Source organism: Alteromonas sp. WD8-37 (genome assembly GCF_055326825.1).
Map to the genome: position 1 here is coordinate 13,648 of NZ_JBUZOV010000010.1, position 24,729 is coordinate 38,376.

The window sequence follows — 24,729 nt, forward strand, 5'->3', positions numbered from 1 at the left end:
GATGCCAAATAGTTTATAAAAACGCCTGGCGGTAGCAGCTCCAGTGATCAGAAAACTGCTCGGTGGGCTTGCGGGTAAAGCCGCTACGGATAAACATGTTAATACGCCCGTCCACATAGCACACAAACAGATTGGCCAGAATGGCTTCATCGGCACCCAGGTCACGGCCTTCGCGTAACTTGCGTTCACGCAGTACCTGCTTAAACTGAGTTTCCAGCCGCTCGAACAGCTTGGCGATTCGAGCGCGTAAGCGATCCTGTTCGCCCTGCAGGGCATCGCCGTTTAAAATACGGCTGATGCCCGGGTTTTTTTCGGCAAAGCCCAGCAGCAAATGTAAAATTAACTGGCAGCGGGCCAGCGAGTCTTTTTCTTCATTGAGTATTTTATTAATGCGCGAAAACAGGGTGTCTTCAATAAATTCAATGAGCCCTTCAAACATCCGCGCTTTGCTGGGAAAGTGGCGGTACAGAGCGGCTTCTGAAACGCCTACTTTTTCGGCCAGTTTGGCGGTGGTAATACGCTGGCCAGGATTGCTTTCGAGCATTCCCGCCAGCGCTTGAAGAATTTGCGCACGACGATTGGTCTTTTTTACTGCAGGCATAACGCGTGTGTTTCCTCAGCTTTGGGCAAGCTGCCCGTTCCTTGTCAAAATGGCTGTGTGCCAGGTGTTTTTCGCGTCTTATCTATCGGCGGCTGCGCGCTCAAGTTGACGCTTTTTTTATATAGTGTTGTTCAATCAGGGTAAGCAGCTGGCCAGCCAACTCAGTTTTTGGTGCCGGGCCCAGTGCTGTGTCGCCGTCGTGCCAAATCACCTGCAGCGCGTTGTGGTCACTATTAAAGCCCAGTCCGCTGGTGGTGATATCATTGGCCGCGATCATATCCAGTTTTTTATTAGTCAGTTTGGCTTTAGCATATTGGGCAACCTGATCACTTTCTGCGGCAAAGCCGACAGTAAAGGGAGGGTGTGCCAGCGCGGCGACGTCTTTAAGAATATCAGGGTTTTTAACAAAAGTAAGTGTTAACTCATCTTGCTTTTTCTTGATCTTGTTTGGCGCCACCTCGGCGGCCCGGTAATCGGCCACTGCGGAGGTGGCGATAAAAATATCGCAGCCGGTCATCTGCGTCATGACCGCCGCGTGCATCTGTTGGGCACTCTCCACATCGATACGCTGGACACCGGGCGGGGTGCTAAGGGCGGTGGGCCCGCTGACCAGAATGACCTGCGCCCCTGCGCGCGCTGCGGCGCTGGCCACCGCATAGCCCATCTTACCGGAGCTGTGATTACTGATATAGCGCACCGGATCCAGCGCTTCCCGGGTGGGCCCTGCAGTGATCACCACCGTTTTGCCCACCAGCTGGCTGCGACGTGCGTTGTAATGGGTATCCAGCGCCGCCACTATCTCCAGCGGCTCCACCATCCGGCCATAACCCAGATCACCACAGGCTTGTTCGCCACTGGCCGGGCCAATCATATGGATCCCCATGTCGATCAGCGTGGCCAGATTGCGACGGGTGGCCGGTGCGGCCCACATTTGCTGATTCATGGCCGGAGCCATAAAAATATCGGCAGTGGTGGCCAGCATCAGGGTCGAGAGCAGATCGTCGGCCAGGCCGGCGGCCAGCTTGGCCATCACATTGGCGGTGGCCGGTGCAATTAGCAAAATATCGGCCCATTTGGCCAGTTCAATGTGGCCCATGGCGGCCTCGGCGGCCGGGTCCAGCAGGGTGTCATGCACCGGGTGGCCGGACACGGCCTGCAGCGCCATGCTGCTGACAAACGACTGGGCTGAATCGGTCATGACCACGCGCACGGTGGCACCGGCGGCGGTCAGTTTACGGACGATATCCGGGGCTTTGTAGGCGGCGATACCCCCACTGATCCCGAGTAAAATATGTTTTCCGGAAAGCTGCATACTGGTTCATAAATCGCTGAATCTGTGGCCAAGATTACCACGCTCGTGGCGCTATCGGTAGCAAGGCGATGCTAAACGGGCAATAAGATCAGTTTTTTGCACCGGGGCGGGCCGGTATAACTAGGCCATCACCCGACCTAAAAAAATTACTTAACCATGATGCTAAATTGCCACACTCAGGCGCTTACCGTCCAGGAGCAGCCGCGTGAAAAATTGCTCAAAACCGGGGCGGGGCAGCTGTCAGACCGCGAGTTGCTGGCGGTCTTTCTGGGCTCCGGGCTGCCTGGACGACCGGTACTACAACTGGCCCAGAACTTGCTCACTCATTTTGGTACGCTGGCTGGAGTATTGACCGCGCCAGCCAGCGAATTTTGTGCTGTGCCTGGGTTAGGCCAGGTTCGTTACTGCCAGTTGCAGGCTGCGCGCGAGATTATTTGTCGAGCCTGTGAAAAACCGCTGGCAGAGCGGGTGGTGCTTAATGATGTGGCCGAAGTCAGCCGCTTTTTGCAAATCAAGATGCTGGGTCTGGAGCAGGAGGTGTTTGCCTTATTGTTGCTTGATAGTCAGCATCAGCTAATTGTCTATCGCCCGATGTTTAGCGGCACCATCAACAGCGCGGCGGTGTATCCGCGGGAGCTGGTCAAGCAGGCACTCAAAGACAATGCTGCGGCGGTGATCCTGGTGCATAACCATCCGTCAGGGGTGGCCGAGCCCAGTCAGGCCGATGTGGCGCTGACCAAAGAAGTGGTGGCGGCCATGGCGCTGGTGGATATCAGCGTGTTGGATCATTTTATTGTGGGGGCCGGCTATGTGGTGTCATTATCACAGCGAGGATTGATGTGACTTGCAAGCGCGGCTATACTCACACTGCGTCAAATTCTGACCGGCTTTTTTATAGTTGCTGGGGACGGATTTTTGATAAAATGTGACGAATCTTTGTATAAAGTGTGGTCAGTGATGACCAAATGCTTTAGCATTGAGAGTCAATGGATATTTGTAAGGACCATTATGAAAAAGTCATTAGTTTCATTAGTAATGGGTGCTAGCTTAGCTTTTTCTGCTACAGCTCAGGACCAGGCTGGCGGAAACACATCAGGTGATTCTGCTTTAGGTAACATGACCGCTGCGCAAATCGCCACCGGTGTTGTTGCAGTCGGCATCGCAGGTGCGGTTATTGCTAACAACCGCGGCTCTGCTGACGTTGTTGAAGTTACTCCAACTCCAACTCCAGGCTGTAACGGCGACGACGAGCTGAATGCAGACGGTTTTTGTGTAGGTACGACTAACACTGTTACTGGTACTGGCACCATGACTACCATGACATCTGTTACTTTTACTTATCCTGCTCAGTAAGCCGGAAAGTTTTTTTAAAGCCGCATCTTTGGTGCGGCTTTTTTTATTGTCCTTAAGTCCTCTAACGCTTTAACACCACGCCTTCATGAAAAAACATTCGGTTCTCCTTTTGGCCAGTGTCTGTCTGAGCCTGCTGATAAGCGGCTGCTCGTCAACCAACCGTGCCTATTATGACACCCTGAAACTGGCCTTTGCTGCCGGTGACGGCCCACGCCTGAGTGCTGACCAGGTTCGCCAAAGCCAGGCAGATTTATTGCAGGTTACCCGCGGCGAACGCGCCCCGGTGATCCTGGCTCTGGCGTTTATTGAAAATAATACCAACAAATGGGTGTCGGCCGACAGCAGCCTGCTGTACATCCAACAAGGTGTGGTAACCCAAACCCAGGGGCTGGCGCAGGATGTGCTGTACACCAGTAATACCCGACGCCACCCACTAACCCAACCAGGCGCGCTGGCGTTCTCCTGGACCCGCCAGCTGGATATTGACGGCGTGGGTTATGGTATCGAGGTGACCAGTGAATGGCACCAGGCCGGCACCGACACTGTGCAGATTTTTGACCAGGCTTTTGCCACCCGCAAGGTGGAAGAACAGGTGGTGTTTAGTAAAACCACGCCGTACCTGGAAGCCGGGCTAAGCTGGACCAATACCTACTGGTTTAGCCAGGCCAGCAGCGAGCTGGTGCAGGCATCGGTGCAAGTCACCCCGTATGCCGATCGTATTCATATGGTGTATCTGAGCCGGGCTGCCCGGCAACTGGCGGCGCAGGAGCAGGCAAACTGATGCAAAAATTATTATGTCTTGTACTGTTATTCACCAGCGGTCTGGCCGGGGCGGCAGTGCACATTCAAATTAATGAACAACAATACCGCTACAATGAACCGGTGCGGCTGGCGCAGGTGCTGGCCCCGGTGGCCAACGCCCAGCCCTGGTACTGGCCGGCCAGTCGGGTGTTCGATCTAAGCAAAGATGTGGAAAGCCAGCGCCAGGATGTGATTGCGCTGATTGACGAGCTTACCGTCGCCTTAGAGCCCAATAATAGCCGTGCCATGGCCTTACGGGCCCTACGCCAGCAAATCGAAGGCTGGCAGCTGGCCCACCGCGTGCAAATGCCGGTGAACTTTGATCTGGCTCGGCTATCGGCTCCGCATAATCCGCAATTTCAGCCTGGCCGGTATCAGCTGACCTTAACCCCGCGTCCGCAGGTGGTGTACCTGAGCGGTCTGGTGCAACAACCCGGCCCGTACCAGTATCAGGCCATGGCCAACAGTGCCCAGTACACCCAGGCGGTGGCGCTGCGCGACGACGCCGAGCCGGACTTTGTCTATGTGATTGCCCCCACCGGGGAGATCCGTAAATTGGGTACGGCCTACTGGAACCGGGACTACGCCTCTGTGATGCCCGGCAGCCAGATTTTTGTGCCGGTCTTTTCTTATCTTCTTACGCCTTCGCTGTCTGAGCTTAATCAAAAAGTGGCGGAGCTTGCTGTCAATCGAGTGCTGTAATGATCCCAGGCAAACCAAGTTATTTATCTGTTATGGTGGCAGCGCTGGTGGCTGCCCCGGTGGCCGCCAACCAGACGCCCCGTACCACGCTATCGGTTACTCCGTCACAAATGGTGCACGGCGGGACCGGGCTGATCCAAACTCCGACCTCGCGCATGCGCGAACCCGGCGAACTGGCATTTAGCTACTCCGACAATGATCAGTACCGCTTCTGGACGGTGAGCATGCAATTGTTTGAGTGGATGGAAGCCACGGCCCGCTATACCGATGTGCGTACCCGTTTATACAGCCAGGTGGAAAGCTTCAGCGGCGACCAAACCTTAAAAGACAAAGGCCTGGATGTGAAATTCCGGCTGCTGGAAGAAAGCCATTATCTCCCGCAGGTTTCGCTAGGCTTCCGCGATTTTGGCGGCACGGGCTTTTTTGAAAGTGAGCATGTCACCGCCAGCAAAGCGTGGGGCCCGCTGGATTTTCACGTGGGCATGGGCTGGGGCTATCTGGGCAATGCGGGCAACATCACTAACCCGTTTTGCAAACTCAAAGACAGCTTTTGCGATCGTCCCACCGGCTTTTCCGGCCGGGGCGGTAAAGTGGATTACGATCAGTTTTTCAAAGGCCCGGCCTCGCTATTTGGCGGCGTGGAATACCAGTCCCCCTGGGAGCCGCTGCGCTTAAAAGTGGAATTTGAAGGCAACAACTATTCCCGCGACCGGGCCGGCCGCCTGGAGCAGGACACCCGCTGGAACGTGGGCGCAGTGTATCGCTGGAATGATTTTGACTTTGCCGTCAATTATCAGCGCGGTAATACCATCGGGTTTTCTGTGACTTACAACTTCAATATGAACACCTTTGAGCAGGTGAAAATTGATGAGCCACCCAAATCATTGATGACCAGCCAGCCGGCGGCATCGATGGCGGAGATTGACCGGGTTCGGTTATCGCGCGAGCTGGCCAACGATGGCGGCTTTTATCTGCACGATGCCAAAATCGAAGATAATAAGGTGGTGGTGTATGGTGCTCAGCGCGCCTACCGCGACCTGGTGGAAGCCACCGAACGGGTGGGTCGAATCCTGGCAGCCGAAATGCCTGACGAGGTCAGTGAATACCGGCTGGTGGAAACCAATGCCGGCCTGCCGATGACCACCACCGAAATCGATGCGTCGGCCTTTAAAGCCGCAGCCCGCTATGAGGGACTGGAGACGGATATTACCAACACCTACACCCGCGTCACACCCAGTGATGAGGATATGGCTGGCTATCAGCCCAAAGGCGTGCAGGGCTTTGGCTATTCGGCGGACTTTTTCTGGACCCAGAGCTTTGGCGGGCCGGAGAGCTTCTATCTGTACCAGGGCGGCCTGCTGTTAGGCGGCAGTTACACCTTTAATGAAAATGTGGGGCTGTTTGGCAGTGTGCGCGGCACCTTACTGGAAAACTACGACAAATTTAACTACACCATCGACCGTGCGGCCTCCACACTGCCACGGGTACGCACCAATATTCGCGAATATGTCACCCGCTCTACCGTGATGGTAGATACCCTGTATGCCCGCTGGACTGATAAAATCGCCGACGACTGGTATGCCCAGGCCTACGCCGGCCATCTGGAGACCATGTTTGGCGGGGTAGGCGCTGAAGCCCTGTATCGTCCGGTAGACAGCACCCTGGCCTTTGGCGTGGATGTGAATTATGTGCAGCAGCGCTCGTACGAAAACGATTGGGATTATTTTGATTATAAAGTGCTGACCGGCTTTGCCTCGGCCTACTGGCGCCCGGAATTTTTGGACGATACCCAAATCACCGTCAGCGCCGGTCAGTTTTTGGCTAAAGACAAAGGGGTCAACCTGGATTTTGCCAAGCGCTTTGACAGTGGCATAATCGTAGGCGCCTATGCGGCCTTCACCGATGCATCCTCGGCTGAATACGGCGAAGGCAGCTTCACCAAAGGCTTCTACCTGTCGGTGCCGCTGGACTTGTTTGTGCTGAAAAATGCCAAAGGCCGCGGCCGCTTCCCCTGGGTACCCATCTCACGCGATGGGGGCCAGATGCTAAACCGGCCGTCACAACTGATGGATCTGACCTCGCCACGGTCACCGTTTTACGATTAAATAGTATGCCCACATTTGTGGGCATATTTGTATTACGCAGAGGAAAAACAACAACATGAAAATTCTGCATGTACTGATCTCACGGGTCTCGCTGCCGCCAGAAAAATACGGAGGCACTCAGCGGGTGATTTGGTCACTTGCTCAGGCCCAGCGCCAGCAGGGCCACGAGGTGCGTTTTTTGTGGGGCGAGGCGCCCCGGGTGCCGCCTGGCACCATTGTGGCCAAGCGCCATCAACCCTTGAATCCGCTAATTGGTGACTGGCCGGACATTGTGCATTTTCATCGTGCGCCGGATGAGCCCATTGATAAGCCGTTTGTGGTGACCGAGCACTTTAATGCCACCGCTGCCTGTGAATATCATCCCAACACCATCTTTTTATCAAAGCAACATGCAGCCATTCATCATGGCCACTGCTTTGTGTACAACGGGTTGGACTGGTCTGACTATGGCGAGCCGGAATTTCACCCCAAACAGCAGTATCTGCACTTTTTAGGCAAAGCGCGCATCGCCACCAAAAACCTAAGTGGTGCCATCGCCACCGCCAGCCTGGCCGGCCGCAAGCTGGCCGTGCTGGGCGGCCCGCGCTTCAAGCTGGGCCGCGGCGGATATGCCTATTTTACCCCGCGGGTCAGCTTTAAAGGCATGGTAGGTGGCGAGCACAAACATTCGCTCATCCGCCAGTCTCAGGGGCTGTTATTGCCAGTGCGCTGGCATGAGCCGTTTGGCCTGGCCTATACCGAGAGTCTGTATCTGGGCTGTCCGGTATTTGCCACCCCTTACGGGGCGATTCCAGAGATTGTCAGCGAACCGGAGCTGGGCTGCCTGGCCACCGATGCCACCGCTCTGGCCGAGGCCATGGCCGATATGAGCCGCTATGATCGGCGCCTGTGCCACGAAGTAGCCAAAACCCGCTTTGGCCATCTGCAGATGGCGGCAGGCTACCAGCAGTATTACGAACAAGTGCTCGATGGCCAGCCGCTGCATCAGCAGGCCCCGTATGCCACCACGGATCTGACCGCGTTATTACCTTTTAACGGCGAGCGGAGCGGGCAATGATCAGATAATTTGGCGGATAAATCAGCAGGATCGCACGCAAACAGCCATAAAATTGGTTAGATCCGCAGCAGCCCCTTTAATAATGGGGGCAGGATAGGGTAGAATCCGCCACCGGGATCGCAGACAGATCCGACTTTCAGGGGGCAACGACCAGATTTTTTGCTGCTTACCTTGTATTTTAGATAGCTTTGCTGTATAAAATGCGCCCTCTTATTTATAGTAATACGTCATTTGACCCAGTGACTAGTTGTGGTGGTGGGATCGATTGGCGCGACAGTTATCGTTGTTCTGGAGACAAATACAATGTCAAGAGTATGTCAAGTAACAGGTAAGCGTCCTACGGTTGGAAATAACCGTTCGCACGCACGTAACGCGACCCGTCGTCGCTTCTTACCAAACCTTCAATCTCACCGTTTCTGGGTTGAGAGCGAAAACCGTTTCGTTAAACTGCGTCTGTCTGCTAAAGGCATGCGTATTATCGATAAAAAAGGCATCGATTCAGTACTGACTGACATCCGTGCCCGTGGTGAAAAAATCTAAGGAAGCCTAACAATGCGTGATAAAATCAAATTAGTTTCTTCTGCAGGTACTGGTTTCTTCTACACCACTGACAAGAACAAGCGTAATATGCCTGGCAAAATGGAGATCAAAAAGTTTGATCCCGTAGTGCGTAAGCACGTTATGTTCAAAGAGGCCAAAATCAAGTAATAAAACTTGCTTTTGTCTCCACGAAAACCCGGCTCTGGCCGGGTTTTTTGCGTTTGGGCCGCGCCCGACGCCAGGCGTTCCGCCGCTACCGACTATCTGCTATAGTCAGGCCATTGTTTGGCATACCTGAGCACCCATGGCTGGCACCCGCATATCCCCTAAAATAATGAATAACATCGTAATCTTTGCGATGTTGCTAATGATCCTGTTATTTAATCTGGACCGTTTTTTGCCCCAGCCGGACGCCCCGCAACTGCGCCCGCTGTTGCCGCCCGATGCCTATGTGTTGCGGATTGAGCAAGGCCAGTACAAACTCGAGCGGGCCGGTCAGGGCTGGCGCCAAAGCCAGCTGGATGCGCCGGTGGATATCACCCCGGCCACCCAGCTCCAGGCCTGGCAGCAGGGCCAACTGGCACCGCTGGACAATGTGCCTGAGGCGGTTAATCAACTTGCCCCGCTGGTAGTGGTAGTGTGGCTGGCCGGGTATAACCAAGGCCAGGTGTTTGCCTTTTATCCCACCGCCGAGGCCACTTTTGTTAAAGCCGATCAGCAGTGGTTTCGCTTGAAAGCCGTCAGCTTGCCCACACTACTACCGTGGAATTCTTATTAAGACGAGTATGCGATGCCTGAGTTACCCGAAGTAGAAGTCAGCCGGCGCGGGGTGGCGCCGTGGCTGCAGGATCAGCAGATAAAGGCAATTATCGTGCGCCAGCCACAATTACGCTGGCCGGTACCCGAAGCCATTCAGGAGGCGGTGGGCCAGACCGTAATCGCGGTATCCCGGCGCGCTAAATATCTGCTGATTGAAGTGGGCAGTGGCACCATTGTGTTGCACTTAGGCATGTCAGGAAAGCTGCGGGTGATTGATGCGGCCACGCCAGTGGTCAAGCATGATCATCTGGATATTGTGCTGGGCAATCAAAAATGCCTGCGCTTTAATGACCCACGGCGCTTTGGGGCCTGTTTATGGCAGCCACGCGATACGGTGCTTAGCCAGATGCAGCGGCTGGGCCCGGAACCGCTGACCGAGGCCTTTGATCAGCAGCGCTTGTTTAAGTTGTCGCGCCAGCGCAAAGGCGCGGTAAAAAACTTTATTATGGATAATGCGATTGTGGTGGGGGTGGGGAATATCTATGCCAACGAAGCGCTGTTTATGGCCGGCATCGACCCGCGTCGGGCCGCCGGCCGGGTGGGTCAGGCGCGTTATGTGCTACTGACCAAAGCCATCAAACAGGTCCTGGCCGAGGCCATCGAGCAGGGCGGCACCACCTTAAAAGACTTTACCCAGAGTGACGGCAACCCAGGCTATTTTAAACAACAGCTACGGGTGTACGGGCGGGCCGATGAACCTTGCTTAACCTGCCAGACGCCGATTAAAAGTGTGGTGATTGGTCAGCGCAACACGTTCTACTGCCCACAGTGCCAGCGCTGATCAGGCGTTGCTGTTGTCATCCGCCTTACTGGTATGAAAACGGGCTTTGAGGGCTTTTTCTACCACCGGATGACAAAACTCATGCACCTGACCATGGTGCATGGCCACTTCTTTGACCAGGGTCGAGGAGATAAACGAATTTTCCTCAGACGGCGTTAAAAACACACTTTCCAGCTTCGGATTGAGCCGGCGGTTCATGTTGGCCAGCTGAAATTCATACTCAAAATCCGATACCGCGCGTAAGCCGCGGATCAAAATGGTGGCATTTTGTTTATCGGCAAAATCCGCCAGCAACCCGGTAAATCCGCGCACTTCCACATTAGGCAAATCACCGGTCACTGTTTTGATCAGTGCTACCCGTTCTTCCAGCGAAAACACCGGTTGTTTGCTCGGGTTGGAGGCAATCGCCACAATCACATGGGAAAACATCTGCGATGCGCGGTGAATCAGGTCGGCATGGCCGTTGGTGATCGGGTCAAAGGTGCCCGGGTAAATGGCTCTGGTATGCATGGGGTTCATCACTGTAACTTGAATAAGCGCACACTACCGCCTATTGGCGCGCCTTGCAATTGGCTTTAGGTGTCATTGTAGCCGGCTACCAGCGCACTCCAGTCATCGGCCTGCCAGTGCAGTTCGGGGCTGCGCTGCTGCTCTTTAACAAAAGAGCGGTGTAAGCGGTCCAGGTTGGCCTGTTTCCAGCCCCCGGCGCGGCGCACCGCGCAGCGGTCAAAGTCGATGATCCAGGCCACATAATGGGTATCCAGCATGATATTGCGAATATTCAAATCATGATGATACACCTGGGCATTGTGCATTTTTTTAATACTGGCGCCGATATGCCGCCAGATACTGGTATCCAGCGCCTGCTGCGTGAGCACCTGGTGTAAGTCCTGGGCACCTGGAATGCGCACGGTCAGGAGGTCGGCGCGGTAAATCAATCCGCTACGGCGGGCGGCAGCAGCCACCGGTACCGGCACATTCAGCCCTTGTTCCTGCATATACATCAACAGCTTAAATTCGGCAAACGGGCGAGTGCGCGACCAGCCGGCAAACAAAAACTGATCGCTTAACAGCTTGCCAATCAGGCCGCCGCGCCGGTAATGGCGCAGCACCCATTGCTGATGCTCGGTGCCCTGCACAAACCAGCTGGTGCCGCGACCCTTAGCCTGGCCGACCACCGCATCCTGCTGTTGCCAGTAGGCCGGGGAAAAAATCTGCTCGTTGAGCTGCTCAGCAAAGTCGCTGTTCACTAACGTATGATGTGATATACCTAGTTTTTGCTGCTTTATCGCCATGAATGCTTTAACTTATGATAAATTCGCGGACCATTAGTAGTTTAAGCGTTTTACGCAGTGGAGAAACGCCCTGTGACGAAAAAAATTTGCCTGGTACGGCTGTCGGCCATCGGGGATGTTACCCATGCGGCCGCCATGGTTACCCGCATTCGTCAGCAGTGGCCTGATGCCCAGCTTACCTGGGTTATCGGCAAATTAGAATATCAGCTGGTGCGCCTGATCCCGGATGTGCGCTTTGTGATTTTTGATAAAAAGCAAAAACAGGCTGCGGTCAATAAGCTCAAAGAAGAGCTGGGCAATGAACAGTTTGATGCCCTGCTGATGATGCAGGTGGCGCTGCGGGCCAATTTAGCGGCCCGCGTGATCAAAGCTAAGCGGCGTATCGGCTTTGACTGGCAGCGCTCTAAAGAGCTGCACTGGCTGTTTACCAATGAGCGCATTGCGCCGCGCCGCCATGCGCATGTGCTGACCGGCTTTATGGACTTTGCCGACAAGCTGGGGGTACCCGAGGCGCCGGTGCGCTGGAACATTCCGCTGGAAGAGACGGCGACGCAGTGGGCTAAGCAGCAGGCTGAGCGGTTAGGCCGCTTTGTGGTGATCAGCCCGGCGGCCAGCAAGGCTGAACGCAACTGGCTGGCGCCACGCTATGCACAGATTGCCGATAAACTGCATGCCCACGGCTTGCAGGTGGTACTGTGCGGTGGCCCTGGCCAGCTGGATCGCGACACCAGCGATGCGATTAAACAGCATGCAGACAGCGCGCTGGTGGATTTAGTGGGACACACCGACTTGCATCAGATGGCGGCGTTGCTAGGCGAGGCAGTGCTAGTGATTGCACCGGATACGGGTCCGGCGCATATGGCCGCGGCCATGGGCACGCCGGTGGTAGGATTGTATGCGCATTCAAACCCGCGCCGCACTGGCCCGTATAATAATTTGGATAATGTGGTGTCGGTGTATGACGAGACCATTGAACAACAAAAAGGACGATCCTGGGACAAACTGCGCTGGGGCACCCGGGCAAAAGGCAAGGAGCTTATGCAACAAATTACCGTTGAGCAGGTATGGCATAAGGTATCAGCATTGATCTAATTGCTGGTAGGGCCGAACCTGCAACGCAAAATTCATAATAATAACTACACTGATAAAGATGCGAAGATTCGGTACAACCAGGGAGAGGCACTGGGTGTCCAGGCTGTTATGTAGTAAGAATCCCGGATGGCGCTCATTGGCGTTATTATGGATGATAAGTACCTTGTGGTTTATATCTGCTCCTGCTTTGCAGGCGGCAGAAGGCAACCTGCAATTTGTGTTTCACCCCTCGGTGGCCCACAGCAGCTTGAGCCCGGCCGACGCCCGCGCGATATTTTCAGCCCGTCAGCAGTACTGGGATGATGGCACCAAAATTCATGTGTTTGTATTACAAACCGACTCCCCGCTGCACCAACAATTCTGCCGCCAAATGCTGCAGATGTTTCCTTATCAGTTAGAACGGATCTGGAACCAGATCACGTATTCCGGACAGGGTGACCCACCCCATATCATGCAATCAGAACAGGCCTTACTCGAGGCAGTCAGACAAACACCGGGCGCAGTGGGCTATGTGCAGCGCCAGACATTTTCATCACAGCAGACAGGGGGCGAGACGCAGTGAACAAACGCCTTGTTTTTCTTGCTCTTATTTTATGCGGCCAGGCTCATGCCACCGATTTTAGCTGGCATGGCTATATTTCGCAGGGACTCACCCAGTCCATCGATAGCAATTTTATTACCGATAATAACGATATCACCACCGATTTGACCGAGCTGGGCATCAATGGCCGTTGGCAGTTGCAAGACCAGCTGGCGCTGGTGGGCCAGGTGAACTATCTCAATGGCGGTAACCGCTTTAAATCCGGTGGCCGGGTCGACTATCTGTTTTTTGACTGGCAGCTGCCCGCGGTAGCCGGCTGGCAATCGCGCCTGCATCTGGGCCGGTTTAAAAACCAGCACTGGCTGTACTCGGCCACCCGCGATGTGCCTCATACCCGGGCCACAGCCATTTTACCCCAGTCCACCTATTTTGACGGATTTCGAGATATTGCGCTGGGTAGCGACGGGATCAGCTGGCATGCCACTAAAAATTCCGAGGCTGGCGCCTGGGAAGTGAACTGGAGCTACGGTAAATCACCCCTCAATCAGGACGAAACCAACCGGGTGCTGGGGGATCAGGCCCGGGGCAAGGGCGAGCAGGATTTTGTGCATCAGTTCAGTGTGTTTTATCAGCCGCCGACTTACAACTGGCGCTTGGGCTTAAGCTGGCTGCGCTCCGATTTTTGTTACACCGCGGCGCCGCAAGATGCGTTTGTGGACGGCAAAAGTACCGTGGACCGCTGGATTTTGTCCGGCATGTATTTTCGCGAGCACTGGGAATTTAGCGCCGAGCTGGTCAAAGACTTACGCACCGAAAGCGGGGCCTATTCGCCCACCTTTTTCAACAAACGTATCGGTGAAGGCGGTTATGTGCAGGCGCGCTACCTGATCAACGATAAGTTTAGCGCACTGGTCAGCTACGACACCTACACCTTAAACAAAGACGATCCGGATGGGCAGCGCTTAGAACAGCAAACCGGCGGATTGATCCCGGCCTATTACAGTTATCAGGATACTGTGGCAGTAGGGCTGCGCTGGGATATTGCGCCCAGATGGCGACTGCAGGCGGAGCACCACTGGGTGGATGGTGCGGGCCGCTCCACCGGCCTGTTATTACCTCAGCACACTCAAAGCACCCAGCCGGAATGGCGCATGTGGGCGGTGCAGTTGATGCATTGGTTCTAAGCCCATGAAAGTGCAGTTATCCTTTTTAACCAAGGTGATGTTGCTGGCGGTGATGATGATGGCCAGCCTGATCCTGGTCATCAGCTCGCTACTTATTGAGCAGTCTGATGCGACCATTGAGTCGCAACATCAGGCGGTGCAGCAACAAAATATGCGTCGTTATGAGCTGCTCAATACATTGCTGACCGATCGTATTTTACTGTGGGCCGATACCTTTGCCCGCGGCAAAGATGGCCAGCCAGCAACTTTGAGCGAGCTGACCGATTCGATTGAAAGCGCCCGGGCCTCGCTCGATGTCAGCCTGCAGGTGGACAATGTATGGCTGCTCAGCAGCACCGGTAAGCTGTTATATGGCGAAGCTGAGGCCATGCCCGGCTTTGTGGACCAACAGCGCCAGGCCGCGTTAGAGAATCTGCGCCCGCAATTGCTGACTTCCTGCGAACATCTGTGCCGCCGCTATGTGGCTGCCCCGGTGATCACCCAGGGCGATCCCCCTTCGGTGCTGGTGTTTTCGACTGGCACCCAGGAATTATTAGCATTGTTATCACGGGCCGCCGATGTACAACGTATTGCCATTACCCGCGGTGAGCACCTGGCCGGCTCCATGCAGGTGATCAGCCGCCTTTCCAGCGCCAACCGCACCGCAGTGATGCATATTTTGCAAAGTCTGCCGGCGCAAACCACCATCGACCATCTGACTACCCAAGGCGCGCGGGTGGCCTTTGCCGGCCGCCATTTGCTGGTCAGCTTGTTACCAGTACTCGATGCCCGCGCCGCCGACAGCTATATTCTGTTTACCCGCGATATCACTCAGCAGGTCACCGCAGCCGCCTCGTACAAAGACTGGGTGGTAGGCAGTGCCATCGCTTTGCTGGCAGCCTTTTCGTTGATGTTATTTTTGGTGGTCAATCGCTCGCGTATCAAGCTGTTGGGGATTAGTCAGCGCTTACCTTTACTGGCCGAACACCGTTATGCTGAATTTAAACAGGGCGCAGCCAAAATCACCAGCTTTCGTAATAAGCGTTTGCCCGATGAACTGGATGTGCTGGAAGCCGCCGCGGCCAACCTGGCCGCTGAACTGGAAAGTATCGACCATAAGATGACCCGCACCACCGAACAGCTGGAAAATATGGCGATGTTTGATGTGCTGACCGGGCTGCCCAATCGCAATATGCTGATGTTCCAGATGGAAAAAGAAGTGGCCTTGCGCGAGCGCCGGCCGCAGCCGCTGGCGGTATTTTTTATCGACCTGGACGATTTTAAGCGGGTTAACGACAGCTACGGCCACGATGTGGGCGATAAGCTGATCCAGGCGGCGGCCCGGCGTCTGTCCCGGCCCTTGCGCGACAGCGACCTGGCGGCACGTTTTGGCGGCGATGAGTTTGTGATTTTGCTGTCTGGCATCGACACCATCACTCAGCTCAAAACTGTGGCCTGTAAGATCATCGAGTCTTTCGACACGCCGTTGCAATTTGATAATCATCAGTTTCATGTGTCGCTGTCCATCGGCATCGCTTTTACCGAAAACGGTAAAATCAGCGCCACCGACTTGCTGCGCCATGCCGACATGGCCATGTATGAAGCCAAGGCGCAGCAGGGCTCCACCTTCAGTATTTTTGATAGCACCATGCATAAAAAAGCCATCCGCCGTATGGAGCTTGAAAATGATGCGCGCCTGGCACTGGCCGAAGGGCACTTTTCACTGGCCCTGCAGCCGCAGGTGGCCTTACCGGACCAGACCCTGGTCGGCTTTGAAGCCCTGATCCGCTGGCACAATCCTGATAAAGGCTTTATTTCACCGGGTGAATTTATTCCGATGCTGGAAAACACCTCGCTGATGATGACCATCGATTACTGGGTGATAGACCAGGCGCTGGGCTGGCTGGCGCAATTACAGCAGCGCGGTTACCGCGATTTGAAAATGGCCATCAATGTGTCGGCTGCGCAGTTTTTAGACCCGGCGCTGCCGGCGTATCTGCAGCAGCAGATCCACAATCATCAGGTGATCGCCGCCAATGTGCAGCTGGAGCTGACCGAAACCGCGCTGGTGGCCGATATCAGCCGCGCCACCGCCACCTTGGAAGCCATTCGCGCCATGGGCTGTAAAATTGCCATTGATGATTTTGGTACCGGCTATTCCTCGCTGGGCTATTTGAAAGCGCTGCCGGCCGACTTTATTAAAATCGACCGCTCCTTTGTGGCCGGCATGGGCCAAAGCGACGGCGACCGCTCGATTGTGTCGTCCACCATTGCCATGGTCAAAGGCATGGGCCGCATTGTGATTGCCGAAGGTATCGAAACCCAGGAGCAGCTGGATATGCTGGCCAGCTTTGGTTGTCACCAGGCGCAGGGCTATCTGTTCAGCCCGCCCATTCCGCAGGCCGCGCTGTGGGAACAACTGAACAAAAACACCGTTCAAGGTGTATGGAAAGGGGTTGAGCAACAACAGGCAAACGGCTAAGGTGTGGCGAATTATTTACATCCGCCCGTCTTGCCGGCCCGCCAAAGTCACGGCCAATCCGGGCAAAGAGTGTACCCTGCATCCGCCATTGACTAAAATGGCCCTTCTTATTTCTTAAACGGAGATACGCATGTCTGAGGCATTCATTGCACACCTAAATTCGCAAATCGAGCAGGTCAAAGAAGATGGCCTGTATAAAAAAGAGCGGGTCATTACCTCGCAACAAAAAGCGGATATTGAGGTGGAGCACAGCGACCAGGTGATCAACTTTTGTGCCAATAACTATCTGGGGCTGGCCAATCATCCTGATCTTATCGCCGCCGCCAAAGACGGCCTGGACTCTCACGGCTTCGGCGTGGCCTCGGTACGCTTTATCTGCGGCACCCAGGACATCCACAAACAGCTGGAACAAAAAATCAGTCAGTTTCTGGGTATGGAAGATACCATTTTGTATCCTTCGTGCTTCGACGCCAACGGTGGCCTGTTTGAAACCCTGCTGGGCCCCGAAGATGCCATCATCTCAGATGCGCTGAACCATGCCAGTATCATCGACGGTGTGCGCCTGAGCAAAGCCAAACGTTACCGTTATGCTAACAATGACATGGCCGCGCTGGAAGACCAGCTGAAACAGGCGGTGGCCGATGGCGCGCGCTTCAAAGTAATCGCTACCGACGGTGTGTTTAGCATGGATGGCGTGATTGCCAACTTAAAAGGCATTTGCGATTTGGCCGACCAGTACGATGCGCTGGTGATGATTGACGATTGCCACGCTACCGGTTTTCTGGGTGAAAATGGCCGTGGTAGCCATGAATACTGCGATGTGCTGGACCGGGTCGACATCATCACCGGGACCTTAGGTAAAGCCTTAGGCGGTGCCTCCGGCGGCTATACCTCCGCGAAAAAAGAAATTGTTGAGTGGCTGCGTCAGCGCTCACGCCCGTATCTGTTTTCAAACTCGGTAGCGCCACCGATTGTGTCGGCGTCACTGAAGGTGTTCGACATGATGGCTAACGGTCATCAGTTGCGTGACCAGCTTTGGAAAAATGCCAGTCATTTCAGACAGCGCATGCAAGAGGCTGGCTTTACCCTGGCCGGTAAAGATCACGCCATCATTCCGGTGATGCTGGGCGATGCCAAACTGGCCAGCCAGATGGCAGACAAGCTGCTGCAAAAAGGCATCTATGTGATTGGCTTTTCGTATCCGGTGGTGCCTAAGGGCCAGGCGCGGATCCGCACGCAGATGTCAGCGGCGCACAGCATTGAGCACGTGGATAAAGCGGTGGATGCCTTTATTGAGGTGGGCCGCGAGCTGGGAGTGGTGCAATGAAATCATTAGTTAAAGCTAAAGCTGAAAAAGGCATCTGGCTGCAGGATACCCCGGAGCCGGAGGTGGGCCATAATGACCTGCTGATCAAGATTCGCAAAACTGCGATTTGCGGTACCGACATGCACATCTACAACTGGGATGAATGGTCACAGCAGACCATCCCGGTGCCCATGGTGGTCGGCCACGAGTACGTGGGCGAAGTGGTGGGCATGGGCCAGGAAGTGCGCGGTTTTGAGCTGGGCGACCGGGTCTCCGGTGAAGGCCACATTACCTGCGGGCACTGTCGCAATTGCCGTGCTGGCCGCCGCCACTTGTGCCGCAATACCACTGGGGTAGGCGTAAACCGCCCCGGTGCCTTTGCTGAATATTTGGTGATCCCGGCATTCAATGCATTTAAAATCCCGGATAATATCTCCGATGATTTAGCCGCTATCTTCGACCCGTTTGGCAATGCGGTGCACACTGCGTTGTCGTTTGATTTGGTCGGCGAGGATGTGCTGATCACCGGCGCCGGCCCTATCGGCGCTATGGCAGCGGCGGTGGCCAGACATGTGGGTGCACGTCATGTGGTCATCACCGATGTGAACCCGTATCGGCTGGAGCTGGCCAAAACCATGGGCGCCACGCGCACGGTGGATGTCAGCAAAGAAAATCTGCGTGATGTGATGAACGAGCTGGGCATGAGCGAAGGCTTTGATGTGGGCCTGGAGATGTCAGGCGTGCCATCCGCTTTTCGCGATATGCTGGATACCATGAACAACGGCGGCAAGGTTGCCATGTTGGGCATTCCGCCGTCAGAGCTGGCCATCGACTGGAACAAAGTGATTTTCAAAGGCCTGGTGATCAAAGGTATCTACGGCCGCGAGATGTTTGAAACCTGGTACAAAATGGCCAGCCTGCTGCAAAGCGGCCTGGACTTGTCACCCATCATTACCCACCAGTTTGCGGTGGATGAATATCAACAAGGCTTTGACCAGATGGGCTCAGGAGAGTCCGGTAAAGTCATTCTTAACTGGTAGTACAATATGCCTGAATTTGCGCACATTTCTGTGCAGGATGTGGCGGCCGATCCGGCCGCCTATACGGTTGTCGATATTCGCGACCCGCAGTCATTTGCCCGCGGGCACATGCCTGAGGCGATGCATTTAAATAACGACAACATTAGTCAGTTTTTGACCGACACGCCACGCACCACACCGGTGGTAGTGGTATGTTATCACGGCATCAGCAGCCAGCAGGCTGCCCAGATGCTAATCAATCAGGGCTTTAACATGGTGTACAGCATGGATGGCGGCTTTGAAGCCTGGCAGCAAGGCCAGACGGTAGCAGTAGGCCCGGCGTGACCCCTCTTCTTACTCTTAACAGCCAGGCCCATGCCCATTCGCTGGCCAACTATCTGACCAGCCAGGGCATTGCCGCCACGGTGATGACCCGTGATGCCCATGAGTATGAAATCTGCCTGACCGGCACCCCGCCTGCGGACATGGACCGGGTGCGCCAGATTTGCGAAACCTTTTTACGCGAACCCAATCATCCGCGCTACCGGCAAGCCGCCTGGCAATCCGGTGAAGGGGTGAATCTGCAGCGCAGCTCTTCTGGGACCACTACGCGTATTCTTTCGCAGGCTCGCCAGGCCCCGTTTACCGCCGTGATCTTTGTGATATGCACGCTGGTGTATGGATTATCCCTGCTGGGCTGGTTTGCGCCCTTGTATGACACCCTGACCATTCAGCCGCTGGGCATGCTGGCACAAAATCACGAATGGTGGCGCTTGCTGGGGCCGGTGTTTTTACATTTCAGCGCGCTGCATTTTGTATTCAACCTATTATGGTGGGGCATGCTGGGCGCGCAGATAGAGCGGGTGCTGGGCATCTCGATGCTGCTGTTGGTATTTGCGGTATCCGCCATCACCTCTAATCTGGCGCAATTGCTGGTCAGTGGGCCTAATTTTGGCGGCATGTCGGGCGTGGTGTATGCCCTGCTGGGCTTTATCTGGTGGCTGGGCTGGCTACGGCCGTCCTGGGGGCTTTCGCTGCCCAAATCCATCATCGGCTTTATGCTGGTGTGGCTGGTGGTCGGTTATGCCGATGTGCTGTGGGTGAATATGGCCAATACCGCCCATACCGTGGGGCTTATCAGCGGCTGTGCGCTGGCGGCGATTCTGGCACTGGGCAATGCCCGGCGCGGGCGGGCAGCCTAGATGTGATACAGGTACTTGGTGAAAATCACATTTTTGATGATTTCCGCACCGGTTTCCTGTTTCATGTGTTGTTGTAATGCGGCCAGCATGGCCAGGCGAATATCTTCACGCCCGGTCAGGGATTTGACCTTTTCGGCACTCTGCTGGCCGACGATCTCAATGGCTGTGGCCCGCAGCAATGGCATATGATGCTCGGCGATTTCCATCTGGTCAGCATCATTGATCATCAACTCCACCGAAATACGCACATAGCCCAGTTTTCGCGCACTGGGGCTGATAAAGTTGGTAATGATATCCGGCTCTAAACCCAGGTAGGCATAGTTAGGTTTATCCTGCGCGTGCCCAGGGGCACTCAAAAAGCCGGCAATTCCTGCCAAAAATACACAATGTCGAATCCAGTGACGCATAATCAGATGCTGCTATGTTAAATGCTTAAAAAAGAGATACCCAGTGCGGCCCCGCCGGCAGGGTCAGTCGCGGGCAAAGATACACTGAGTGTAGCAAACCGGCAATATTAAACGACCTTTGGTTCCATACCCCGGTATTGCCACACACCCGTATTGGCACGCATGTAGCCGAAGCGATCAGGAGCATAGCCGAATCAACAAGGCTACAGCTCAGACTAGGCCAGGCGCCTGTCATAATGCTAAGATAGCGCGCAAACCGGCCAGAGTGAATTAGTCTTTGGAATACACTTTTCCTTATCAACATGGGCTGCAGGTGCAATGGCAGCCTGCCAGTGAGATGGCGATCCCCTCCGCGACCCTGCATCACTGGCTGCTGGATACCGGCTCGCTGACCGAGCGGCTGGAGGAATGCTGCCGTCAGTTCAGCCTAGCCAGGCTGGGCCAGGGCGAGGTGCCCTTAAGCGCCAATGAGCAGCGCTGGCTGCCGGCACGTCCCGGCCATCACTGGCAAGCCCGTGAAGTGGTGCTGTACGGGGATAGCCAGCCCTGGGTATTTGCGCGTTCCATTTTACCGCAAAGCCTGGTGCGCCAGGAACTGGCCAACTTAGGCAATGAGCCCTTAGGCAAACGGCTGTTCAACGATCCCCGCTTTAGCCGCAGCGAATTTGAGCTGTGCCGGGTACCGGCCAGCGCATTTTGTTTTACCGGCCAGCAGCGCCAGCGCGAGGAACTGTGGGGCCGGCGCTCGCGTTTTCACTGTGGCGACGATGACATTATTGTGGCAGAAATCTTTTTACCGGATGCTCCGGCTTACCAGGGCAGTTAAGCATGCACAAGCACCTGACATTTTCTAACTGGCACGCCTATGTGCAGCTCACCCGCCTAGACAAACCCATCGGCATCTACCTGCTGCTGTGGCCCACATTGTGGGCGCTGGTCATTGCTGCCGAAGGCGTACCGACGCTGCCGGTCACGGCGATATTCATCGCCGGGGTGGTACTGATGCGCTCGGCTGGCTGTGTGATCAATGACTATGCCGACCGCAAGGTGGATGGTGCAGTAGAGCGCACTGAAGGCCGCCCACTGGTCAGTGGCCAGGCCAGCAGTGCCGAAGCCTTGCAGCTGTTTGGGCTGCTGGTGGCCCTGGCGTTTGTGCTGGTACTGTTTTTAAACTGGCAGACCATTGTCATGTCGGTGGTGGCGGTGGCGCTGGCAGCCTGTTATCCCTTTATGAAGCGCTATACGCATCTGCCCCAGGTGGTGTTAGGCGCGGCTTTTAGCTGTGCGATCCCCATGGCGTTTTTAGCCATTCGTGAAACGGTACCGCCGGTGGGCTGGGTGTTGTTTATTGCCAATATCGCCTGGACGGTGGCCTACGATACCTTGTATGCCATGGTGGACAGAGACGATGATTTGAAAGTGGGCATCAAATCCACAGCCATCTTGTTTGGCCGCTATGATAAGGCCGTGGTGGGCGCCTTGCAGGTGCTTACCTTAGGTTTGCTGGCGCTGGCCGGCATGCTGATTGATGCCAGCTGGCCGGTGTATACCGCGCTCATCATTGCTGCCGGATTGTTTGGCCAGCAGCAATTCAGTGTACGTGGGCGCGACCGCCAGGCCTGCTTCCAGGCCTTTTTAGATAATCACTATATCGGCCTGGTATTTACCGTGGGCCTGCTGATGCAGTATCTGGTGGTGGGCGGCTAGGGCGTTACTTGTCGCCCTGGTGCTTGCTTTCCAGTTCGGCCAGACGGGCTTCCATGGCATCAAGCTTTTCACGGGTGCGGATCAGCACCTGACTTTGAATATCAAATTCTTCGCGGCTCACCAAATCCAGCTTGCTTAGCTGCGACTGCAAAATTTGTTTGATGCGCGCTTCAGCACCCTCGGCCATATTGCGCACGCCCGGGGGCACCGCATCTGAAATTTGTTTGGCCAGTTCTTCGAGTTTTTTCGGATCGAGCATAATTTTCCTCTATAATGCGCCACATCATGTTGTGTCTATTCTAAAGCAAAGCTGGGCACATACAATGAAAACCGCCAGTGTCTAATCTTCCTACGCCCGGGTTACCTTGTCTATGCGCTTAAACGATGCCCAACAATCTGCAGTCACATACGTATCAGGCCCGTGTCTGGTTCTGGCCGGGGCCGGCAGCGGCAAAACCCGGGTGATCACCAATAAGATTGCGTATCTGGTGCGTAACTGCGATATGCCGGCCCGGCAAATCGCCGCGGTGACCTTTACCAACAAAGCGGCCCGCGAGATGAAAGAGCGGGTGGCTCAGACCCTGGGCAAAACCGAAGCGCGCGGCTTAAAGGTGTCGACCTTTCATACCTTGGGCTTAAGCATCATCAAGGCCCATGTCAAAGATTTGGGCTTAAAGCCGGGCTTTTCGTTATTCGACGATAAAGACTCCATGGCGCTGCTCAAAGACTTAACTGAAGACACCATTGATGGCGACAAAGACCAGCTGTCGCTACTGCAAAGTTGCATCTCCAACTGGAAAAATGACCTGCTGTTGCCAGAGGCATTGCTCAAGCAGGCGCAAAGCACTGGTGAGCGTGAATTTGCTGAATATTACCAGCAATATCAAAACCACTTAAAAGCCTACAATGCGCTGGATTTTGATGATTTGATCCTGCTGCCCACGCTGTTGTTGCAATCTAGCGAGAAGGTACGCGATAAGTGGCAGCGTAAAATTCGTTATCTGCTGGTGGATGAATACCAGGACACCAACACCAGTCAGTATGAACTGGTGAAGCTGCTGGTGGGCGAGCGCGCCCGCTTTACCGTGGTGGGCGACGATGATCAGTCAATTTATTCCTGGCGCGGGGCCAAGCCGCAAAATCTGAATTTATTACAGCAGGATTTTCCGCGCCTGAATGTGATCAAGCTGCAGCAAAATTACCGCTCTTCCGGCCGCATCTTGCATTGCGCCAATATCCTTATTCAGAACAACCCGCATTTGTTTGATAAAACCCTGTTTTCCGAGCTGGCCTACGGTGAGCCGCTGCGGGTGATCAGCGCCAAAAACGAAGAGCACGAAGCCGAGCGGGTGGTGGCTGAACTGATTGCGCATAAGTTTATGAACCGCAGCCAGTTTAAAGACTACGCCATTCTGTATCGCGGCAACCATCAAAGCCGCCTGTTTGAAAAGCTGCTGATGAGTAACCGTATTCCGTACAAAATCAGCGGCGGTATGTCATTTTTTGGCCGCACCGAGGTTAAAGACATCATGGCCTACCTGCGCCTGCTGGTGAACCCGGATGATGACAATGCCTTGCTGCGGGTGATCAATACCCCGCACCGGGGCATCGGCCGCGCCACCCTAGAAAAGCTGGGTAACTTTGCCAATGAGCTGGGCGTGTCTATATTTGCCGCCGCGGTGGACAGCCGCCTGTCACAGGTCATGAGCGAGGCGGCCTATCATCGGGTGGCCGGCTTTGGCCGCTGGATGGTGGAGCTGTCTGACAATGCCCAGCGTGGCGATACCAAGGCGGTGCTGCGTGAGATGATTAAATCCATGGGCTATGAGGAATGGCTGTACGAGCAGAGCACCACGCCAAAAGCCGCCGAAATGGCCATGGCCAATGTCAGTACGCTGTTTGGCTGGATCACTGATATGCTCGAAGGCAGCGACCTGGACTCGCCCATGACCCTGACCGAGGTGGTCAACCGGCTGATCCTGCGTGACATGATGGAGCGCGGGGAAGATGATGCCGAAACTGATCAGGTTCAGCTGATGACCCTGCATGCCTCCAAAGGGCTGGAGTTCCCGGTAGTGTTTTTGGTGGGTATGGAAGAAGGCCTGCTGCCGCATCAAAGCAGCATTGACGAAGACAATGTGGAAGAAGAACGCCGCCTGGCCTATGTGGGCATTACCCGCGCCCAGCGCGAACTGATTTTTTCGCTGGCCAAAGAGCGTCGCCAGTTTGGTGAGGTGATTAACCCCGAACCCAGCCGCTTTTTAGATGAGCTGCCTATGGACGATGTGCAGTGGGAACAGCAAAAAAAGCAGGTCAGCAAAGAAGAACGCCAGGAAAAAGGCCAGAAAAGCATCGCCAATCTGCGTGCAATGTTAGGCAAAGACTGAAGCGCGTTTTAACCACAAGTTGCAGGGAAGGGTAAGTCTTTACTCACCCTTGAAGTC

At 55.0% G+C, this 24,729-nt stretch carries 27 protein-coding genes; 21 read left to right on the forward strand and 6 right to left on the reverse strand.

The window, feature by feature from the left end:
* Positions 1-13 precede the first annotated feature (13 nt).
* Together slmA and coaBC are read right to left on the reverse strand one after the other, a co-directional pair.
* Positions 14-601 carry a nucleoid occlusion factor SlmA gene (slmA, locus tag ACTUJZ_RS15325; protein WP_463637213.1) on the reverse strand — a complete coding sequence of 196 codons (588 nt, stop codon included), beginning with the start codon at positions 599-601 and terminating at the stop codon, positions 14-16.
* A gap of 100 nt (positions 602-701) precedes the next feature.
* Positions 702-1,913: a bifunctional phosphopantothenoylcysteine decarboxylase/phosphopantothenate--cysteine ligase CoaBC gene (coaBC, locus tag ACTUJZ_RS15330; protein WP_463637214.1), complete on the reverse strand. Its 1,212-nt coding sequence runs from the start codon at positions 1,911-1,913 to the stop codon at positions 702-704.
* Positions 1,914-2,069: 156 nt separating this feature from the next.
* On the opposite strand from coaBC, the gene radC reads away from it, so the two are divergent.
* The 10 genes from radC to mutM all read left to right on the forward strand — a co-directional run bounded on the left by radC (position 2,070) and on the right by mutM (position 10,071).
* Positions 2,070-2,756 (forward strand): RadC family protein, encoded by a 687-nt coding sequence (gene radC / locus ACTUJZ_RS15335; RefSeq protein WP_463637215.1) that lies wholly within the window; start codon positions 2,070-2,072, stop codon positions 2,754-2,756.
* A 165-nt stretch (positions 2,757-2,921) separates the two neighbouring features.
* Positions 2,922-3,266, forward strand: a complete 345-nt coding sequence (locus ACTUJZ_RS15340) for a hypothetical protein (RefSeq protein ID WP_463637216.1) — start codon at positions 2,922-2,924, stop codon at positions 3,264-3,266.
* A gap of 85 nt (positions 3,267-3,351) precedes the next feature.
* Positions 3,352-4,047 (forward strand): YjbF family lipoprotein, encoded by a 696-nt coding sequence (locus tag ACTUJZ_RS15345; protein ID WP_463637217.1) that lies wholly within the window; start codon positions 3,352-3,354, stop codon positions 4,045-4,047.
* Entirely contained in the window at positions 4,047-4,769 is a 723-nt protein-coding gene (locus ACTUJZ_RS15350) for a capsule biosynthesis GfcC family protein (protein ID WP_463637218.1), read from the forward strand. Before ACTUJZ_RS15345 ends, ACTUJZ_RS15350 begins: the two co-directional genes overlap by 1 nt.
* Positions 4,769-6,874, forward strand: coding sequence for a YjbH domain-containing protein (locus tag ACTUJZ_RS15355; RefSeq protein WP_463637219.1), 2,106 nt, complete (start codon positions 4,769-4,771; stop codon positions 6,872-6,874). Before ACTUJZ_RS15350 ends, ACTUJZ_RS15355 begins: the two co-directional genes overlap by 1 nt.
* Before the next feature lie 55 nt (positions 6,875-6,929).
* Positions 6,930-7,931, forward strand: a complete 1,002-nt coding sequence (locus tag ACTUJZ_RS15360) for a glycosyltransferase (RefSeq protein WP_463637220.1) — start codon at positions 6,930-6,932, stop codon at positions 7,929-7,931.
* A 303-nt stretch (positions 7,932-8,234) separates the two neighbouring features.
* The gene (gene rpmB, locus ACTUJZ_RS15365) at positions 8,235-8,471 is read left to right on the forward strand and encodes a 50S ribosomal protein L28 (RefSeq protein WP_139754770.1); all 237 of its coding nucleotides are present in this window, start codon (positions 8,235-8,237) and stop codon (positions 8,469-8,471) included.
* 12 nt (positions 8,472-8,483) lie between these two features.
* Positions 8,484-8,639, forward strand: coding sequence for a 50S ribosomal protein L33 (rpmG, locus tag ACTUJZ_RS15370; RefSeq protein WP_013786148.1), 156 nt, complete (start codon positions 8,484-8,486; stop codon positions 8,637-8,639).
* 166 nt (positions 8,640-8,805) lie between these two features.
* A complete protein-coding gene (locus ACTUJZ_RS15375; protein WP_463637221.1) occupies positions 8,806-9,249 on the forward strand; it encodes a hypothetical protein in 444 nt (147 codons plus the stop codon).
* A 12-nt stretch (positions 9,250-9,261) separates the two neighbouring features.
* Positions 9,262-10,071: a bifunctional DNA-formamidopyrimidine glycosylase/DNA-(apurinic or apyrimidinic site) lyase gene (gene mutM / locus ACTUJZ_RS15380; protein WP_463637222.1), complete on the forward strand. Its 810-nt coding sequence runs from the start codon at positions 9,262-9,264 to the stop codon at positions 10,069-10,071.
* Here the strand turns inward: mutM and coaD are convergent, their stop codons facing one another.
* Both coaD and ACTUJZ_RS15390 read right to left on the reverse strand, forming a co-directional pair.
* Positions 10,072-10,581, reverse strand: coding sequence for a pantetheine-phosphate adenylyltransferase (gene coaD / locus ACTUJZ_RS15385; protein ID WP_463637223.1), 510 nt, complete (start codon positions 10,579-10,581; stop codon positions 10,072-10,074).
* Positions 10,582-10,646: 65 nt separating this feature from the next.
* Positions 10,647-11,366: a 3-deoxy-D-manno-octulosonic acid kinase gene (locus ACTUJZ_RS15390; protein ID WP_463637224.1), complete on the reverse strand. Its 720-nt coding sequence runs from the start codon at positions 11,364-11,366 to the stop codon at positions 10,647-10,649.
* A gap of 135 nt (positions 11,367-11,501) precedes the next feature.
* Here ACTUJZ_RS15390 and ACTUJZ_RS15395 point away from each other — a divergent pair, with 135 nt between their 5' ends.
* The 8 genes from ACTUJZ_RS15395 (at position 11,502) to glpG (ending at position 20,171) form a co-directional block, all read left to right on the forward strand.
* Complete coding sequence (locus ACTUJZ_RS15395; RefSeq protein ID WP_463637276.1) at positions 11,502-12,458, forward strand: glycosyltransferase family 9 protein; 957 nt, start codon at positions 11,502-11,504, stop codon at positions 12,456-12,458.
* Between the two features lie 163 nt (positions 12,459-12,621).
* Positions 12,622-13,020 (forward strand): hypothetical protein, encoded by a 399-nt coding sequence (locus tag ACTUJZ_RS15400; protein WP_463637225.1) that lies wholly within the window; start codon positions 12,622-12,624, stop codon positions 13,018-13,020.
* Positions 13,017-14,183 carry a hypothetical protein gene (locus tag ACTUJZ_RS15405; protein WP_463637226.1) on the forward strand — a complete coding sequence of 389 codons (1,167 nt, stop codon included), beginning with the start codon at positions 13,017-13,019 and terminating at the stop codon, positions 14,181-14,183. Before ACTUJZ_RS15400 ends, ACTUJZ_RS15405 begins: the two co-directional genes overlap by 4 nt.
* A 4-nt stretch (positions 14,184-14,187) precedes the next feature.
* On the forward strand, positions 14,188-16,644 hold the full coding sequence (locus tag ACTUJZ_RS15410; RefSeq protein WP_463637227.1) for a putative bifunctional diguanylate cyclase/phosphodiesterase: 2,457 nt from the start codon (positions 14,188-14,190) through the stop codon (positions 16,642-16,644).
* Between the two features lie 130 nt (positions 16,645-16,774).
* Positions 16,775-17,971 (forward strand): glycine C-acetyltransferase, encoded by a 1,197-nt coding sequence (locus ACTUJZ_RS15415; protein WP_463637228.1) that lies wholly within the window; start codon positions 16,775-16,777, stop codon positions 17,969-17,971.
* Positions 17,968-18,990, forward strand: a complete 1,023-nt coding sequence (gene tdh, locus ACTUJZ_RS15420) for an L-threonine 3-dehydrogenase (RefSeq protein WP_463637229.1) — start codon at positions 17,968-17,970, stop codon at positions 18,988-18,990. Before ACTUJZ_RS15415 ends, tdh begins: the two co-directional genes overlap by 4 nt.
* A 6-nt stretch (positions 18,991-18,996) precedes the next feature.
* A complete protein-coding gene (glpE, locus tag ACTUJZ_RS15425) occupies positions 18,997-19,314 on the forward strand; it encodes a thiosulfate sulfurtransferase GlpE (protein WP_463637230.1) in 318 nt (105 codons plus the stop codon).
* Positions 19,311-20,171, forward strand: coding sequence for a rhomboid family intramembrane serine protease GlpG (glpG, locus tag ACTUJZ_RS15430; RefSeq protein WP_463637231.1), 861 nt, complete (start codon positions 19,311-19,313; stop codon positions 20,169-20,171). Before glpE ends, glpG begins: the two co-directional genes overlap by 4 nt.
* Here glpG and ACTUJZ_RS15435 read toward each other — a convergent pair.
* Positions 20,168-20,578 (reverse strand): flagellar basal body-associated protein FliL, encoded by a 411-nt coding sequence (locus ACTUJZ_RS15435; RefSeq protein ID WP_463637232.1) that lies wholly within the window; start codon positions 20,576-20,578, stop codon positions 20,168-20,170. The two genes, glpG and ACTUJZ_RS15435, sit on opposite strands and share 4 nt — an antisense overlap.
* Before the next feature lie 277 nt (positions 20,579-20,855).
* On the opposite strand from ACTUJZ_RS15435, the gene ACTUJZ_RS15440 reads away from it, so the two are divergent.
* Both ACTUJZ_RS15440 and ubiA read left to right on the forward strand, forming a co-directional pair.
* Positions 20,856-21,404, forward strand: coding sequence for a chorismate--pyruvate lyase family protein (locus tag ACTUJZ_RS15440; RefSeq protein ID WP_463637233.1), 549 nt, complete (start codon positions 20,856-20,858; stop codon positions 21,402-21,404).
* A gap of 2 nt (positions 21,405-21,406) precedes the next feature.
* Entirely contained in the window at positions 21,407-22,285 is an 879-nt protein-coding gene (gene ubiA / locus ACTUJZ_RS15445; RefSeq protein WP_463637234.1) for a 4-hydroxybenzoate octaprenyltransferase, read from the forward strand.
* Positions 22,286-22,289: 4 nt separating this feature from the next.
* Here the strand turns inward: ubiA and ubiK are convergent, their stop codons facing one another.
* Complete coding sequence (ubiK, locus tag ACTUJZ_RS15450; protein WP_463637235.1) at positions 22,290-22,544, reverse strand: ubiquinone biosynthesis accessory factor UbiK; 255 nt, start codon at positions 22,542-22,544, stop codon at positions 22,290-22,292.
* A gap of 112 nt (positions 22,545-22,656) precedes the next feature.
* On the opposite strand from ubiK, the gene rep reads away from it, so the two are divergent.
* A complete protein-coding gene (gene rep / locus ACTUJZ_RS15455) occupies positions 22,657-24,672 on the forward strand; it encodes a DNA helicase Rep (RefSeq protein WP_463637236.1) in 2,016 nt (671 codons plus the stop codon).
* The last annotated feature ends 57 nt before the right edge of the window (positions 24,673-24,729 follow it).